Consider the following 14,967-nt stretch of genomic DNA (forward strand, 5'->3'; position numbering starts at 1 on the left):
AATAGTGTGATGCAGTCATCACAGATATTCACAGTGCCCTGCACAAAAGGAGTCATTGATTTGTCGTCAAGTTGACGGTGGGCCCGTCAAAAAAAGCCCTGCTGCGGGGCCGGACGCACGCCCGCGTTCATCAATACTGCAGTTTTCCTGCGCAGTCGCTAGAATGGCGGCCTTTGCGAAGTTCTGGAGTTACCCCCTCATGCGCACTTTTCGGCTGGTGATTTCTTGCCCGGACCGCGTTGGCATCGTTGCCAAAGTCAGTAATTTTCTGGCATCCCACAACGGCTGGATCACCGAAGCGAGCCACCACTCGGACAATCAGGTTGGCTGGTTCTTCATGCGTCACGAGATTCGTGCCGATTCGCTGCCGTTCGGTATTGAAGTATTGCGCGAGAAGTTTGCGCCAATTGCCGAAGAGTTCTCGATGGACTGGCGCATCACCGATACCGAGCAGAAGAAACGCGTGGTGTTGATGGCCAGCCGCGAATCCCACTGCCTGGCTGACCTGCTGCACCGCTGGCACAGCGATGAGCTGGACTGCGAAATATCCTGCGTGATTTCCAATCACGACGACCTGCGCAGCATGGTCGAGTGGCACGGCATTCCTTATTACCATGTTCCGGTCAATCCGCAGGACAAGGAACCGGCCTTCGCCGAAGTGTCACGTCTGGTCAAACAGCACGACGCCGAAGTTGTAGTGCTGGCGCGCTACATGCAAATCCTGCCGCCGGCGCTGTGCCGCGAATATGCGCACCAGGTCATCAATATTCACCACAGCTTCCTGCCGTCGTTCGTCGGCGCCAAGCCTTATCACCAGGCGTCCCTGCGTGGCGTGAAGCTGATCGGCGCGACCTGCCATTACGTGACCGAAGAGCTGGACGCCGGCCCGATCATCGAGCAGGACGTTGTGCGCGTCAGCCACAGCGACAGCATCGAAGACATGGTGCGTTTCGGTCGTGACGTCGAGAAGATGGTTCTGGCGCGCGGTCTGCGTTATCACCTCGAAGATCGAGTGCTGGTGCACGGCAACAAGACTGTGGTGTTCTGATCGAACTCACGCATGCTTGAAAAAGGAAGGGCCTGGGCGTTCAATCGTCCAGGCCCTTTTTTGTATAAATCCCTTTGCCGTTTTTTGATCCGAGGAAAAGCCATGAGCGATCCACTGGACAAAGCCACTTCCAAAGCACCCGCTACGTTGGGCGAGGGTTGTTTGAGTCGCTATGACCCGGATGACATGAGCCCGGAGGATGGCACCGAGTTTCCCGGTGCGGCCGAGTTGTGGGAGCAGTTGCAGGATGAGTCCGAAGTTAAGGACGGGAAGAGCTGAAAGATCGTCCGAACGCGGCCCGAGCCCTCAGCAGCTCCTACATTTGAAATGTGATCCCCCTGTAGGAGCTGCCGAAGGCTGCGATCTTTTTAAGCTTGACGCACCTTCATCAGCTTCCTCAGCAACGGTCGCCCCAGCATCATCAGAAACACCGGCCCACCGACCACCAGATAGAAATAAAACGTCACCACCCGCCAGATCAGAATCGCCGCCGCTGCTGTCGATTTGCCGACCATGGGTGCCAGCAGCGCCGCCGAGGTCAACTCCGCAGCGCCCGCGCCACCGGGCAACAGACTGAACTGCCCGGCGCCCAGCGAAAGCATCTGCACCAGAAAACTCCAGGCCCACTGCAAGTCCGCTCCCAAACCGCGCAATGCCAGATACAGCACGCTGTAGCGCAGCAGCCAATGCACACAGGTCAGGGCGAAGACTTTGCTCAAGGTTTGCCATGGCAATTTCAGCGTATCGATGAATGCCGCAAGAAAATGCAGCAGCTTGCGTGCCCAGCGGCGACGGGTGTCGGCGCGCACGTTCATGCGCGCCAGCAACCGGCCGCTCAGGCGAATCAGTCGGCGATGGTAGCGCGCAAGCAGCACGCAACTGCACAACCCGCCGAACAACGACACGGCGCTGATAATCAGCAGCCATTCCATACGGTCACTGAGGTGTTGAAACAGCGCGTAAATCAGAATGCCGCTCAGGGCGCAGAGAAAAAACAGCAAATCGCTGAGTTGATCCATGGCAAACACTGCGCTGCCTCGGGCCGGCCGTACGCCGCAGCGGGCCAGCAGCGCCATGATCGTCAGCGGTCCGCCGCTGCCGCCGGGTGTCGCGCAATAGGCGAACTCGGCCGCCATGACCACGCCCAGGCTTTTCAGCGGCGTGACGCGGTCACGTTGATCGCCGAGCAACAAACGCAGGCGCAAGGTGTTGATGCCCCAGCACAGCAGAATCATGCCGAACATGATCAGCAGCCATTGCAGCGGAAAGCTGTGCAGGCGCGCCCAGATTTCACTGCCTCCGAGCAGCAGCGGAATCAGCACTGCAGCGAGCAGGCCGACCAACAGCACAATGCCGCGGTTCATGCGGCGCGTTCCAGTTGACCGCTCTGTTGGGCCAGCCAGTTGATTTTGGTCATCGGTACTCGTCCATCCGTCAGTAACCGTTCGAGGGTATTAAGCCAATAATCGCGGGAGAACCCGTGGCGCATGTCCACCGGGTGCAATCCTAGCCGAATCACCGGCGCTTGGCGCCAGCGCTGTTCACGTTGCTCGCTGAGGATTTTTGAAAGGCCACGACGCCAGGCGCTGCGGGCACTCCAGACCAGACCTGGCGCGTCGATCGGGGTGAAATCCGGCAGACGATACAGATGCTGGGGATCACTGGTATAGCGCAACGGTAATGCGGCCAGCGCCTGGCGCGTGCCTTCGCTCATCAACCAGGCCGGGGCGACGAAACCGTGCAATGGCCAGTCGTAGCGCTGGAACATTTCAATGCCGGCGCGCAGACGGGCGAGGGCGGCCTCGTGGGACAAACGATAGAACTCGCCTTCATGGGTATAGACGCGGCGCATGAACCAGTCGCGCGGCGTACGCGGTCGAGGCTCCTGGTCATCATGGAAAAAACCGTGAAGGGCCAATTCATCGCCACGGGCGACGCGCTCGCTCAGAAGCCGACGAAAATCCGCGTGTGCGTCGAGGTTGTCGTGGCGATGAAAATCCGGCACCACCAGCCAGGTCATCGGCACGTTGCCCAGTGCATCGACTGCCTCGACAAACGGTTGGTAATCCGCCCAGGTCGATGGCGCCACGTCGTGCAATACCAGCAGTACAGCGGGGCGGTTCAGGAGATCAGCCATTCGCCACCCGAGGGATCGTGTGGCCGAGGACAGCGTGGTAGTGACTCAGCAGGCTGTCGACCACGGTGTCCCAGGCGTAATGGCGTTCGACATGTTGGCGCGCCTGAGCACCGAGTTTGTTAACGCCGCGACTGAACAGTTCGCGCACGGCATTCGCCATCGCCTGAGGGTTATTTGGTGCGCAGAGCAGGCCGCAAGACTCGGCGACGATTTCTTCAAACGCCCCGGCCGCCACCGCCACGACGGGAATGCCGCAAGCCATGGCCTCAAGGATCACCAGGCCGAAAGTTTCCTGATCACCGGCGTGCAGCAGCGCATCGGCACTGGCCATCAGTCGCGCAACGGTCGGTGCCGTGCAGAATTCATTGATGACACTGACGTTGTCCGGCACCACAGCGGGCATCGACGAGCCGACCAGCAACAGGTGATAGCGTGGGCCAAGGCGTTGCATGCACTTGAGGAGCACCGGCAGGTTTTTCTCTTTCGAACCACGCCCGGCAAAGATCAGCAGACGCGTGTCTTCGTCGATCCCCAGTTCGGCGCGCAGGCCTGAATCACGGGCGTCAGGGTTGAAAGTTTGCAGATCGACACCCAGCGGTTGCACGAAGACGTTACGCACGCCGAGGCCGATAAGCTTGTCTGCCATGACCTGGCTCGGCGCGAGAACCCGGTCAAAGTTGCCGTAGAGCTTGGTGACGTAAGCCTCGATGTTCGGCGTGACCCATTGGCCCATGCGGTTACTGACCAATAGCGGCAGGTCGGAATGATAAAAGCCGATCACCGGCACATCCAGTTGTCGCCGGGCATCCAGAGCGGCCCACGCCGTGAGGTACGGATCGCCGACTTCGATCAGATCCGGCTGCAAATCCTGAAGGACATTTCGCCACGGGGCCAGGCGTACCGGAAAGCGATAACCCTTGCCGAAGGGCAGGGCGGGAGCGGGAACCGTGTAGACACCATCGTGCTCGCCGAATTTTGCCCCGGGGATCAGCAGGCTATGGCGAATCCCGGACTTGATACCCAGCCGACGGTGCTTGGCATCGAGATAAGTGCGCACGCCGCCGCTGGCCGGGGCGTAGAACATGGTGATGTCGGCAATGTGCACGGTGATGGTCCCTGCGCTGTTGTTCTCCCTTGGTTGACCTTTATCCGCAAGGGATGTTCGGTCGGGATTGCTGGCAGGGGTGTCATTGAGGTTTTGAGGCGTTTGAAAGGACGCCTTCGCGAGCAAGCTCGCTCCCACAGGGGAATGCATTACAACTGTGGGAGCGAGCTTGCTCGCGAAGAGGCCGGCAGGTGCGCCTTAAATACGGAAACTGCCCACCAATTGCGTCAACCGCGAAGCCTGCTGCTCCAGATCCGAACACGCACGCAACGTTGCGTGCAGGTTCTCCACGCCTTCCTGGTTCAGCGTGTTGATCTCGGTGATGTCGACGTTGATCGACTCGACCACCGCGGTCTGCTCCTCGGTCGCGGTCGCCACCGACTGGTTCATCCCGTCGATCTCGCCAATCCGTTGAGTCACGCTGTTAAGACGCTCACCGGCAAGGTTGGCGATCTCGACGCTGTCTTGGCTGTGGCGCTGGCTCTCGCTCATGGTGCTCACCGACTCCCGCGCGCCGACTTGCAGTTCCTCGATCATGGTCTGCACTTGCTGCGCCGATTCCTGCGTGCGGTGCGCCAGATTACGCACTTCATCCGCCACCACGGCGAAACCACGACCGGCCTCACCGGCACGCGCTGCTTCAATGGCCGCGTTGAGCGCAAGCAGGTTGGTTTGCTGGGAAATACTGGTGATGACTTCGAGAATCTGCCCGATGTTCACTGTTTTGCTGTTCAGCGACTCGATGTTGCTGCTCGACGCACTGAGCATGCTCGACAGTTGATTCATCGCCTTGATGCTGCGATCCACCACTTGCTGGCCGTCTTCGGCGAGGCCGCGGGCGTCGCTGGCCTGATTCGAGGCCTGGGCGGCATTGCGGGCAATTTCCTGTGCGGCGGCGCCGAGCTGATTGATCGCGGCAGCGACACTGCTGGTGCGCGAAGCCTGCTGATCGGAGTTGTACATCGACGAATTCGACGCAGCGACCACGCGCAGGGCGACTTCGTTGACTTGGCCGGTGGCCGACGACACTTCGCGGATCGAGCCGTGAATCCGCTCGACGAAGCGGTTGAACGCCGTACCCAGCACACCAAATTCATCGTTATTGACGATGGTCAGACGCTTGGTCAGGTCACCTTCGCCATCGGCGATGTCTTCCATGGCGCGGGTCATGACGTGCAGCGGCTGGATCAGGATGCGGATCAACATGCCGAGCAGGGCAAGGATGATGCCGACGGCGATGATGGTCGCAATGACTGCCGAGGCGCGGAATTCGCTGAGCATCGCGAAGGCCTGGTCCTTGTCCACCGACAGGCCGATGTACCAGTTCACCGACGGCAGGCCTTTGATCGGCGCGAAGGTGACGATGCGGGTTTTGCCATCGACGGTGACTTCACTGAAGTCGCTGCTGATGCGCGGGGTGTCCTGTGGATAAGCTTCCTTGAGTGATTTCATCACCAGGGCTTTGTCCGGGTGCACCAGAATCTTGCCGTCGGCGCTGACCAGGAACACATAACCCATGCCGTCGAAATCCCGGGCGGCGAGGGTGTCGACCAGTGATTGCAGGCTCAGGTCGCCGCCGACCACGCCGACGCTCTGGCCGGATTTTTTCGAGGCGGTGGCGACAGATATGATCAGTTGGCCGGTGGCCGCGTCGATGTACGGTTCGGTCAAGGTCGAGGTGCTGCTGCTCTCGGCACCTTTATACCAAGGGCGAACCCGCGGATCGAAACCGTCGGGCATCTTCACGTCCGGGCGGATGGTGAAGTGGCCGGTGGCATCGCCCAGATAGGTGGCCATAAACGTCGAAGTCAGGGTTTTCTGTTCCAGCAAACTGGCGACGTTGGCGGGTTCGGGGTTGATGGCAATGTTCTGGGCGGCGTTTTCGACCAGCATAATGCGGCCGCTGAGCCAGGTCTGGATGCTGCCGGCAGTGACTTCGCCCATCTCATTGAGATAGTTGTCCAGGTCTTCACGAATCGCGTTGCGCTGTAGCCAGTCGTTGTAAAGCGTAAACGAGGCAAAAGCGGCGATGACGATGAGGGCGGCGGCAAGCAAAATTTTATGGCTGAAGCGCAGATTTTTGTTCATGGCTTGGGGTTCCGCTAAGGTCTTAATGTCCTGGGCGTGCTTTTATAAAGACGCGCAATATGGGCAAAGGTGAATAAAAGCTGATATTTCCGTCTCTCCTTAGGGAAATGTCCTACCGACTTTTCAGTCAGGTCTACGCCTTTATCTATCGGCCATCGCGCATTAAAGATTAACCATTGGGTGACAAAATGCCTGACTCATCGCAACTCGTAATCGGCGCCGATCTCGCCGGGCAACCGATCGCACAGGCCATGCGCCTGGCAAACCGTCACGGCCTTATCGCCGGCGCCACCGGTACCGGTAAAACCGTGACCTTGCAGCGCCTGGCCGAAGCCTTCAGCGACGCCGGCGTCGCTGTATTTGCGGCCGACATCAAGGGCGACCTGTGCGGCCTCGGTGCTGCGGGCAACCCTCAGGGCAAGGTCGCCGAGCGCATCGCCGGGATGCCTTGGCTCAATCATCAGCCCCAGGCTTATCCGGTGACGTTGTGGGATATCCACGGCGAGTCCGGTCATCCATTGCGCACTACGTTGAGCGAAATGGGCCCACTGTTGATCGGCAGTCTGCTGGAGCTCACCGACAGTCAGCAGTCGGCGCTGTATGCCGCATTCAAGGTCGCGGATCGCGAAGGGCTGTTGTTGCTGGATCTGAAGGATCTGAAAGCGCTGCTCAACCACCTCAAGGACAACCCGCAGTTGTTGGGCGAAGATGCGGCGCTGATGACCACCGGTTCCAGTCAGGCGCTGTTGCGCCGTCTGGCAACCCTGGAGCAGCAGGGCGCCGAGGCCCTGTTCGGCGAGCCGGCGCTGCAGCTCGAAGACATCCTGCAACCGGCCGCCGATGGCCGTGGGCGCATTCATCTGCTGGATGCCAGCCGTCTGGTGCACGAGGCGCCGAAGGTGTATGCGACGTTCCTGTTGTGGCTGCTCGCCGAATTGTTCGAGCAGTTGCCGGAGCGCGGCGATGCCGACAAACCGCTGCTGGCGCTGTTTTTCGATGAGGCGCATTTGCTGTTCGGCGATACCCCGAAGGCGTTGCAGGAACGGCTGGAGCAAGTGGTGCGGTTGATCCGTTCCAAAGGCGTGGGTGTGTATTTCGTCACTCAATCGCCAGCCGACTTGCCGGACGATGTGCTGGCGCAGTTGGGCCTGCGCGTTCAGCACGGCTTGCGCGCGTTCACCGCCAAAGAGCAGAAATCCCTGCGCGCGGTGGCGGACGGCTTCCGGCCGAATCCGGCATTTGACAGTCTGTCGGTGCTGACCGAGTTGGGGATCGGCGAGGCGCTGGTCGGCACGCTCACGGAAAAAGGCACGCCGGAAATGGTTCAGCGCGTACTGGTGGCGCCACCGCAGTCGCGAATCGGGCCGCTGACGGAAACCGAGCGCACGGTGCTGATTGCCGGGTCACCGTTCAAAGGGCGCTATGACAAACCGATTGATCGCGAGTCGGCTTATGAAATCCTGATGGGGCGTAAAGGGTTGGCGCCGGATGCAGAGGCACCCGCGGGCAAACCAGCGGCCGAGGAACCGAGCCTGGCTGATCGTGCCGGGGAGTTTCTCGGCACGGCGGCGGGCCAGGCGTTGAAATCGGCAATGCGCCAGGCAGCCAACAACCTGGGTAAACAACTGGTGCGTGGCTTGATGGGCTCCCTGCTCGGCGGCAGCAAACGCCGCTAAAAGCAAAGATCGTCCGATCGCGGCCCGAGCCTGCGGCAGCTCCTACAGGGGATTGCATTCCAACTGTAGGAGCTGCCGCAGGCTGCGATCTTTTGATCTTGCTTTCAGGTTTTGTCTTTGGCGTGCGCCGCCAATCGCTCCAGTGCCGCGCGCAAGCCCGGGTCACTGATGCCGTCCGCCGTGGCCTGAATGGTCGCCGCCGCGTTCGTCGACAGGTCCATCGTGTGCCCGGTCGCCCCGCGCTGAACCGTCGGCGGCTGCACCTTGAACAGAATCCGCGTCAGGCTGGCGAACTCATCGAACATCTGCAATTGCCGCTGCAGGCGTTTTTGCTGATAACGCAGACGCGTGGCCCAGTGGCCATCGGTCACGATCAACAGCAGATTGCCTTCACGCCACGACGCCACATGGCAATGTTCGCGGGCGGCGGGTTGCAGTTGGCTTTCGAGCAGGCGTTGCAGATGACCCAGTCGATGGGCATGGCCGAGGATGGCTTTGAGCGGCTTGGCTTCGCGTAGCAAAACGGCGGGTGCTTTGGCCGTAAGAGGGCGAAATGCCATGATCGAACACCTGAAGTAACAGAAGCGCCATGGTAGCAGAAAGCACCGAAATCACTCGCCCATTGCTTTTGCCCCTGCTTTACCCATTAAATCAACGACTAACTTCTTTCCCTTGTGGGTTGAAGTTGAGCAAAACGCCCTTATTTTAAGTGAGCCCCGTCAAAGCGCAGTGCCAGCATCGTGGAACATCGCCACTTTCCTCACCACCGTTTCCGGGTAGAATGCTCGTTCGCATGCGGCCATGAGGGCTGCTCGGGCGACTCACGGGGCCGCCCTCCATCCCTTTAGTGTGGAAGATCTGCCGATATGTTTGCGCCTTTGTTAAAGAAACTTTTTGGAAGCAAGAACGAGCGTGAAGTCAAACGCATGCTCAAGACGGTACAGAACGTCAATGCCTTCGAAGAGCAAATGGTAGCCCTTTCGGACGATCAATTGCGCGCCAAGACTGAAGAGTTCAAAGCCCGCATCGCCAAAGGGGAAACCCTCGACAAGCTATTGCCAGAAGCCTTTGCGGTTGCCCGCGAAGCCGGCAAGCGTGTCATGGGCATGCGCCACTTCGACGTGCAACTCGTCGGTGGCATGACCTTGCACGAAGGCAAGATCGCCGAAATGCGCACCGGTGAGGGTAAAACCCTCGTGGCGACCCTGGGTGTTTACCTCAACGCACTGTCCGGCAAGGGCGTGCACGTTGTGACGGTGAACGACTACCTAGCGCGTCGTGATGCCAACTGGATGCGCCCGCTGTATGAATTCCTCGGCCTGACCGTCGGCGTCGTGACGCCGTTCCAGCCGCCGGAAGAGAAGCGCCAAGCTTACGCTGCGGACATCACCTACGGCACCAACAACGAATTCGGTTTCGACTACCTGCGCGACAACATGGCGTTCAGCATGGAAGAAAAATTCCAGCGCGAACTCAATTTTGCCGTGATCGACGAAGTCGACTCCATCCTCATCGACGAAGCACGTACCCCGCTGATCATTTCCGGTCAGGCCGAGGACAGCTCCAAGCTGTACACCGAGATCAACAAACTGATCCCGCAGCTGGAACTGCACGTTGAAGAAGTCGAAGGCGAAGTCACCAAGGCTGGCCACTACACCGTTGACGAGAAGACCCGTCAGGTCGAACTCAACGAAGCCGGTCACCAGTTCATCGAAGACATGCTCACCCGCGTCGGCCTGCTGGCTGAAGGCGAGAGCCTGTACTCGGCACATAACCTGGGCCTGTTGACCCACGTTTATGCCGGTCTGCGTGCGCACAAGCTGTTCAATCGCAACATTGAATACATCGTGCAGGACGGCCAGGTCGTACTGGTCGACGAACACACCGGTCGTACCATGCCGGGCCGTCGTTTGTCCGAAGGTCTGCACCAGGCCATCGAAGCCAAAGAAGGCTTGAACATTCAGGCCGAGAGCCAGACCCTGGCATCGACCACGTTCCAGAACTATTTCCGTCTGTACACCAAGCTGTCCGGCATGACCGGTACCGCTGACACCGAAGCGTTCGAATTCCACCAGATCTATGGTCTGGAAGTGATGGTCATTCCGCCGAACAAGCCGTTGGCGCGTAAGGACTACAACGACCTGGTGTTCCTGACTGCCGAAGAGAAGTACGCGGCAATCGTTACCGACATCAAGGAAAGCATGGCTGCCGGTCGCCCGGTGCTGGTGGGTACTGCGACCATCGAAACTTCCGAGCACATGTCCGCATTGCTCGTGAAGGAAGGCATCGAACACAAGGTTCTGAACGCCAAGTTCCACGAAAAAGAAGCCGAGATCATCGCGCAGGCCGGTCGTCCGGGCGCACTGACCATCGCTACCAACATGGCCGGTCGTGGTACCGACATCCTGTTGGGCGGCAACTGGGAAGTTGAAGTTGCTTCGCTGGAAGATCCGACCCCTGAGCAAATCGCCCAGATCAAGGCCGACTGGCAGAAGCGCCATCAACAAGTGCTGGAATCCGGCGGCTTGCAGGTTATCGCGTCCGAGCGTCACGAATCCCGTCGTATCGACAACCAGCTGCGCGGCCGTGCCGGTCGTCAGGGTGATGCCGGTTCCAGCCGCTTCTACCTGTCGCTGGAAGACAGCCTGATGCGCATTTTCGCCTCTGATCGGGTGAAGAACTTCATGAAAGCCCTGGGCATGCAGCCGGGCGAAGCGATCGAGCACCGCATGGTGACCAACGCGATCGAGAAGGCGCAGCGCAAGGTTGAAGGCCGTAACTTCGACATTCGCAAGCAACTGCTCGAGTTCGATGACGTCAACAACGAACAGCGTAAAGTGATCTATCACATGCGTAACACGTTGCTGGCCGCTGACAACATTGGCGAGACCATCGCTGACTTCCGTCAGGACGTACTCAACGCCACCGTCAGCGCGCACATCCCGCCGCAATCGCTGCCAGAGCAGTGGGACGTCGCCGGTCTGGAAGCTTCGCTGCAGAGCGACTTCGGTGTGGCGCTGCCGATCCAGCAGTGGCTCGACGAAGACGATCACCTGTACGAAGAAACCCTGCGCGAGAAGCTCATGACCGAGCTGATGGCCGCGTACAACGAGAAAGAAGATCAGGCCGGTGCCGAGGCACTGCGCTCCTTCGAGAAGCAAATCGTTCTGCGCGTGCTGGATGATCTGTGGAAAGACCACCTGTCGACCATGGATCACCTGCGTCACGGCATCCACCTGCGTGGCTATGCCCAGAAGAACCCGAAGCAGGAATACAAGCGCGAGTCGTTCACGCTGTTCTCCGAGCTGCTCGATTCGATCAAGCGCGACTCGATCCGTGTGCTGTCGCACGTTCAGGTCCGCCGCGAAGATCCGGAAGCCGAAGAGCAACGTCTGCGTCAGGAAGCCGAAGCATTGGCCGCCCGCATGCAGTTCGAACACGCCGAAGCGCCGGGTCTGGAGCAACCGGAATTGCTCGGTGAAGAGGTTGATGTGGCCCTCGCCACCGCCCCGGTTCGCAACGAGCAGAAGCTGGGCCGCAACGAACTGTGCTACTGCGGTTCGGGCAAGAAATTCAAGCATTGCCACGGGCAGATCCAGTAAAACCCGTTCCAATCGCTGAAATACCCGCGCCGCGACCGGCTCCTGCCGTCGCGGCGTTTTGCCATTTAAACCACTGCCTGCAAATGGGCGGTGCAGACATCATTGAGTAAGGAGCGCATTCATGGCTGTTGGTCTTGGTCCTTTGCCAACGTTGCACCCGGTTGCCGGTTTTGAACTCGGTATCGCCTCGGCCGGCATCAAGCGCCCCGGGCGCAAAGATGTCGTGGTGATGCGCTGCGCCGAAGGTTCGACGGTGGCGGGCGTGTTCACGTTGAACGCCTTTTGTGCAGCACCAGTGATTCTGGCGAAGAAGCGCGTGCAGAACCCTGTGCGCTACTTGCTGACCAACACCGGTAACGCCAACGCCGGTACCGGTGAGCCAGGCCTGGCCGCCGCCGAGCGCACCTGCGCGAAGCTCGCCGAGCTGACCGGCGTCGATGCAAACCAGATTCTGCCGTACTCCACCGGTGTCATCGGCGAGCCACTGCCGGTCGAGAAGATCGAAGGTGCACTGCAAGCGGCACTGGACGATCTGTCGGAAAACAACTGGGAAGCGGCCGCCACCGGGATCATGACCACCGATACGTTGCCCAAGGGCGCCAGCCGCCAGTTCCAGCATGACGGCGTGACCATCACCGTCACCGGCATCAGCAAAGGCGCGGGCATGATCCGCCCGAACATGGCGACCATGCTGGGCTACATCGCTACCGACGCCAAAGTCTCCCGTGACGTCTTGCAAAACCTGATGCTCGACGGCGCCAACAAGTCGTTCAACCGCATCACCATCGACGGCGACACTTCGACTAACGACTGCTGCATGCTGATCGCCACCGGTAAGGCTGCCCTGCCGGAAATCACCCGCGCCGAAGGCGAGCTGTTCGCCAAACTCAAACAAGCGGTGTTCGAAGTGTGCATGGACGTGGCCCAGGCCATCGTGCGTGACGGCGAAGGCGCAACCAAGTTCGTCACCGTTGAAGTGAACGGCGGCGGCAATCATCAGGAATGCCTCGACGTTGGCTACACCGTGGCGCACTCGCCGCTGATCAAGACCGCGCTGTTCGCCTCCGACCCGAACTGGGGCCGTATTCTGGCGGCTGTCGGTCGTGCCGGCGTGCCGGATCTGGACGTAAGCAAGATCGACGTGTTCCTCGGCGAAGTGTGCATCGCCAGCCGTGGCGCCCGCGCCGCGACCTACACTGAAGCGCAGGGCTCAGCGGTGATGCAGCAGGAAGAGATCACCATCCGCATCGAACTGGGTCGTGGCGATTGCAGCGAAACCATCTGGACCACCGACCTGTCGCACGAATATGTGAAGATCAACGCTGAGTACCGGACCTGATCTAACCTGAGACCGAGTCGCCTGCATCACCAGCAGGCTGGCTCCCACAGTAGTTTTGTGAACGACACAGATCCCTTGTAGGAGCTAGCCTGCTAGCGATAGCGGAGTTTCAGGCAACATCAACGTTGAATGTTCCGGCCTCTTCGCGAGCAAGCTCGCTCCCACAGGGCTCACTGGTGTACACAATATTTGTGAGTATCCGGGATCACTGTGGGAGCGAGCTTGCTCGCGAAGGCGGTAGCCCAGACACTACGAGTCCCAAAGCTGTCCCCCTGACGAAAAGGCGCCACACCATGTCCTTGCACCTGATCATCGGCGACAAACTGCTTTCCTCTTGGTCCTTGCGCGCCGCGTTGGCGCTTGAGCTGACCGGCGCGCCCTACACCGAAGAGTTGATCAAACTCGGCAAGCCTGACACCCGTGCGCTTTTGCTCAAGCATTCGCCGACTGCCAAGGTACCGCTGCTGAAAACCGCACGCGGCACTGTTGCCGATTCGCTGGCGATTGCCGAATACCTGGCCGAGCAGTTCCCTTCCGAGCAACTCTGGCCAACCGATATCGCCGCCCGCGCCCAGGCCCGATCAGCCTGTGCGCAGATGCACAGCGGCTTCTTCGCCATGCGCAACCACATGCCGTTCAACCTCAGCCACGACGCGCCGCTGAATCCGGTGCCGCCAGAGGTTAAGGTCGATATCGAGCGCATGCTCGCGCTGTGGGCAGAATGCCGTGCCGTCGCCACCGAGTCCGGGCCGTACCTGTTTGGCCGTGTGAGCCTGGCCGATGCGTTTTTTGCGCCGATCGCCGTGCGCCTGCGCACCTATCAGGTGAACTTGCCGGACGCCGACGAAGCCTATGTTGAAACCGTCTACCAATGGCCCGCCTTCAAGGCGTGGCAAAAGGCTGGACTGGAGGAATTGAACCCGTGAAACGCGTACACGTCGCCGCCGCCGTCATTCGTGACAGCAGTGGCAAAATCCTTATCGCCCGCCGTGCCGACACTCAACATCAGGGTGGTTTGTGGGAGTTTCCCGGCGGCAAGGTCGAGGCCGACGAGTCGGTCGAAACCGCGCTGGCCCGTGAGCTGCAAGAAGAGTTGGGCATCGTCGTTGGCGCCGCTCGGCCGTTGATCAAGGTGCGTCACGATTACCCGGACAAGCAGGTGTTGCTGGATGTCTGGGAAGTGTCGAATTTCAGCGGCGAGCCGCACGGTGCCGAAGGCCAGCCATTGGCCTGGGTGACGGCGAAGGAGCTGGCGAACTATGAGTTCCCGGCCGCCAACCAGCCGATCGTCGCAGCGGCACGTTTGCCTGCCGAATACCTGATCACGCCGGAAAATCTGGAAACCCCGGCCTTGCTGCGCGGGATTCAGAAGGCGATTGCCGGCGGGATCAAATTGATCCAGCTGCGCGCACCGAATGGCTATGACCCGAAGTATCGCGATCTGGCGGTGGACGCCGCGGGGCTGTGTGCGGGCAAGGCGCAATTGATGATCAAGGGACCATTCGAGTGGCTCGGTGATTTTCCGTCTGCGGGGTGGCACATCACTTCCGCGCAGTTGCGTAAATACGCAGCGGCGGGGCGCCCGTTGCCGGCGCAGCGCTGGCTCGCGGCTTCTTGCCATAACGCCGAGGAACTGGCGCTGGCCGAGCAGATGGGCGTGGATTTCGTGACCTTGTCGCCGGTGCAGCCGACCTTGACCCATCCGGATGCGCAGCCGCTGGGCTGGGAGCAGGCTTCGACGTTGATCGAGGGCTTCAGCAAACCGGTGTTTTTGCTGGGTGGAGTTGGCCCGGCGGAGCGCGAAAAGGCCTGGGGTGTTGGTGCGCAGGGTGTGGCGGGGATTCGGGCGTTCTGGCCTGAGGCTTGATCATGTAGAGCGGCCACCGGCCTCATCGCTGGCAAGCCAGCTCCCACAGGGTTTTGTGTCGTTCACAGATGTTGTGTACACCAATGGAACCTGTGGGAGCTGGCT

The 14,967-nt window shown here is 60.2% G+C and carries 12 protein-coding genes and 1 pseudogene; 7 read left to right on the plus strand and 6 right to left on the minus strand.

Annotation, left to right across the window (positions count from 1 at the left end):
• Positions 1–199: 199 nt before the first annotated feature.
• Both purU and ICA16_RS06845 read left to right on the plus strand, forming a co-directional pair.
• The gene (gene purU, locus ICA16_RS06840) at positions 200–1,048 is read left to right on the plus strand and encodes a formyltetrahydrofolate deformylase (RefSeq protein ID WP_042560661.1); all 849 of its coding nucleotides are present in this window, start codon (positions 200–202) and stop codon (positions 1,046–1,048) included.
• A 102-nt stretch (positions 1,049–1,150) separates the two neighbouring features.
• Positions 1,151–1,327 carry a hypothetical protein gene (locus tag ICA16_RS06845; protein ID WP_210554150.1) on the plus strand — a complete coding sequence of 59 codons (177 nt, stop codon included), beginning with the start codon at positions 1,151–1,153 and terminating at the stop codon, positions 1,325–1,327.
• An 89-nt stretch (positions 1,328–1,416) separates the two neighbouring features.
• Here ICA16_RS06845 and ICA16_RS06850 read toward each other — a convergent pair whose 3' ends face one another.
• The 5 genes and pseudogenes from ICA16_RS06850 to ICA16_RS28400 form a co-directional block, all read right to left on the minus strand.
• Positions 1,417–2,412 (minus strand): glucosaminyl phosphatidylglycerol flippase, encoded by a 996-nt coding sequence (locus ICA16_RS06850; protein WP_150601665.1) that lies wholly within the window; start codon positions 2,410–2,412, stop codon positions 1,417–1,419.
• Positions 2,409–3,185 (minus strand): N-acetylglucosaminyl phosphatidylglycerol deacetylase, encoded by a 777-nt coding sequence (locus tag ICA16_RS06855; protein ID WP_210700284.1) that lies wholly within the window; start codon positions 3,183–3,185, stop codon positions 2,409–2,411. The genes ICA16_RS06850 and ICA16_RS06855 overlap by 4 nt, the downstream gene beginning before the upstream one ends.
• Positions 3,178–4,269 carry an N-acetylglucosaminyl phosphatidylglycerol synthase gene (locus ICA16_RS06860; RefSeq protein WP_210700455.1) on the minus strand — a complete coding sequence of 364 codons (1,092 nt, stop codon included), beginning with the start codon at positions 4,267–4,269 and terminating at the stop codon, positions 3,178–3,180. Before ICA16_RS06860 ends, ICA16_RS06855 begins: the two co-directional genes overlap by 8 nt.
• 219 nt (positions 4,270–4,488) lie before the next feature.
• Positions 4,489–5,253 (minus strand): methyl-accepting chemotaxis protein, encoded by a 765-nt coding sequence (locus tag ICA16_RS28395; RefSeq protein WP_390896373.1) that lies wholly within the window; start codon positions 5,251–5,253, stop codon positions 4,489–4,491.
• Between the two features lie 93 nt (positions 5,254–5,346).
• Positions 5,347–6,378: pseudogene (locus ICA16_RS28400) on the minus strand (HAMP domain-containing protein); the annotation flags it as partial.
• A gap of 188 nt (positions 6,379–6,566) precedes the next feature.
• Between ICA16_RS28400 and ICA16_RS06870 the strand changes: the two are divergent.
• Positions 6,567–8,054: a helicase HerA-like domain-containing protein gene (locus ICA16_RS06870; protein ID WP_210554147.1), complete on the plus strand. Its 1,488-nt coding sequence runs from the start codon at positions 6,567–6,569 to the stop codon at positions 8,052–8,054.
• 104 nt (positions 8,055–8,158) lie between these two features.
• Here ICA16_RS06870 and ICA16_RS06875 read toward each other — a convergent pair whose 3' ends face one another.
• Positions 8,159–8,614, minus strand: coding sequence for a DUF721 domain-containing protein (locus ICA16_RS06875; protein ID WP_042560657.1), 456 nt, complete (start codon positions 8,612–8,614; stop codon positions 8,159–8,161).
• Positions 8,615–8,920: 306 nt separating this feature from the next.
• Between ICA16_RS06875 and secA the strand changes: the two genes are divergently transcribed.
• From secA to ICA16_RS06895, 4 genes are all read left to right on the plus strand, one after another.
• Complete coding sequence (gene secA, locus ICA16_RS06880; protein WP_150601660.1) at positions 8,921–11,656, plus strand: preprotein translocase subunit SecA; 2,736 nt, start codon at positions 8,921–8,923, stop codon at positions 11,654–11,656.
• A 121-nt stretch (positions 11,657–11,777) separates the two neighbouring features.
• On the plus strand, positions 11,778–12,995 hold the full coding sequence (argJ, locus tag ICA16_RS06885) for a bifunctional glutamate N-acetyltransferase/amino-acid acetyltransferase ArgJ (RefSeq protein WP_210700285.1): 1,218 nt from the start codon (positions 11,778–11,780) through the stop codon (positions 12,993–12,995).
• Between the two features lie 293 nt (positions 12,996–13,288).
• Entirely contained in the window at positions 13,289–13,921 is a 633-nt protein-coding gene (locus ICA16_RS06890) for a glutathione S-transferase family protein (RefSeq protein ID WP_150616164.1), read from the plus strand.
• The gene (locus tag ICA16_RS06895) at positions 13,918–14,862 is read left to right on the plus strand and encodes a Nudix family hydrolase (RefSeq protein WP_210700286.1); all 945 of its coding nucleotides are present in this window, start codon (positions 13,918–13,920) and stop codon (positions 14,860–14,862) included. Before ICA16_RS06890 ends, ICA16_RS06895 begins: the two co-directional genes overlap by 4 nt.
• Positions 14,863–14,967 lie beyond the last annotated feature (105 nt).

The sequence above is a fragment of the Pseudomonas anatoliensis genome (assembly GCF_017976235.1).
In the GTDB taxonomy this organism is placed as follows: Bacteria; Pseudomonadota; Gammaproteobacteria; order Pseudomonadales; family Pseudomonadaceae; genus Aquipseudomonas; species Aquipseudomonas anatoliensis.

What these genes read in the sequence shown, in the direction of transcription:
- purU (WP_042560661.1), top strand. Translation starts at nt 200, where the DNA reads ATGCGCACTTTTCGGCTGGTGATTTCTTGCCCGGACCGCGTTGGCATC.
- ICA16_RS06845 (WP_210554150.1), top strand. Translation starts at nt 1,151, where the DNA reads ATGAGCGATCCACTGGACAAAGCCACTTCCAAAGCACCCGCTACGTTG.
- ICA16_RS06850 (WP_150601665.1), bottom strand. Translation starts at nt 2,412, where the DNA reads ATGAACCGCGGCATTGTGCTGTTGGTCGGCCTGCTCGCTGCAGTGCTG.
- ICA16_RS06855 (WP_210700284.1), bottom strand. Translation starts at nt 3,185, where the DNA reads ATGGCTGATCTCCTGAACCGCCCCGCTGTACTGCTGGTATTGCACGAC.
- ICA16_RS06860 (WP_210700455.1), bottom strand. Translation starts at nt 4,269, where the DNA reads ATGTTCTACGCCCCGGCCAGCGGCGGCGTGCGCACTTATCTCGATGCC.
- ICA16_RS28395 (WP_390896373.1), bottom strand. Translation starts at nt 5,253, where the DNA reads ATGTACAACTCCGATCAGCAGGCTTCGCGCACCAGCAGTGTCGCTGCC.
- ICA16_RS06870 (WP_210554147.1), top strand. Translation starts at nt 6,567, where the DNA reads ATGCCTGACTCATCGCAACTCGTAATCGGCGCCGATCTCGCCGGGCAA.
- ICA16_RS06875 (WP_042560657.1), bottom strand. Translation starts at nt 8,614, where the DNA reads ATGGCATTTCGCCCTCTTACGGCCAAAGCACCCGCCGTTTTGCTACGC.
- secA (WP_150601660.1), top strand. Translation starts at nt 8,921, where the DNA reads ATGTTTGCGCCTTTGTTAAAGAAACTTTTTGGAAGCAAGAACGAGCGT.
- argJ (WP_210700285.1), top strand. Translation starts at nt 11,778, where the DNA reads ATGGCTGTTGGTCTTGGTCCTTTGCCAACGTTGCACCCGGTTGCCGGT.
- ICA16_RS06890 (WP_150616164.1), top strand. Translation starts at nt 13,289, where the DNA reads ATGTCCTTGCACCTGATCATCGGCGACAAACTGCTTTCCTCTTGGTCC.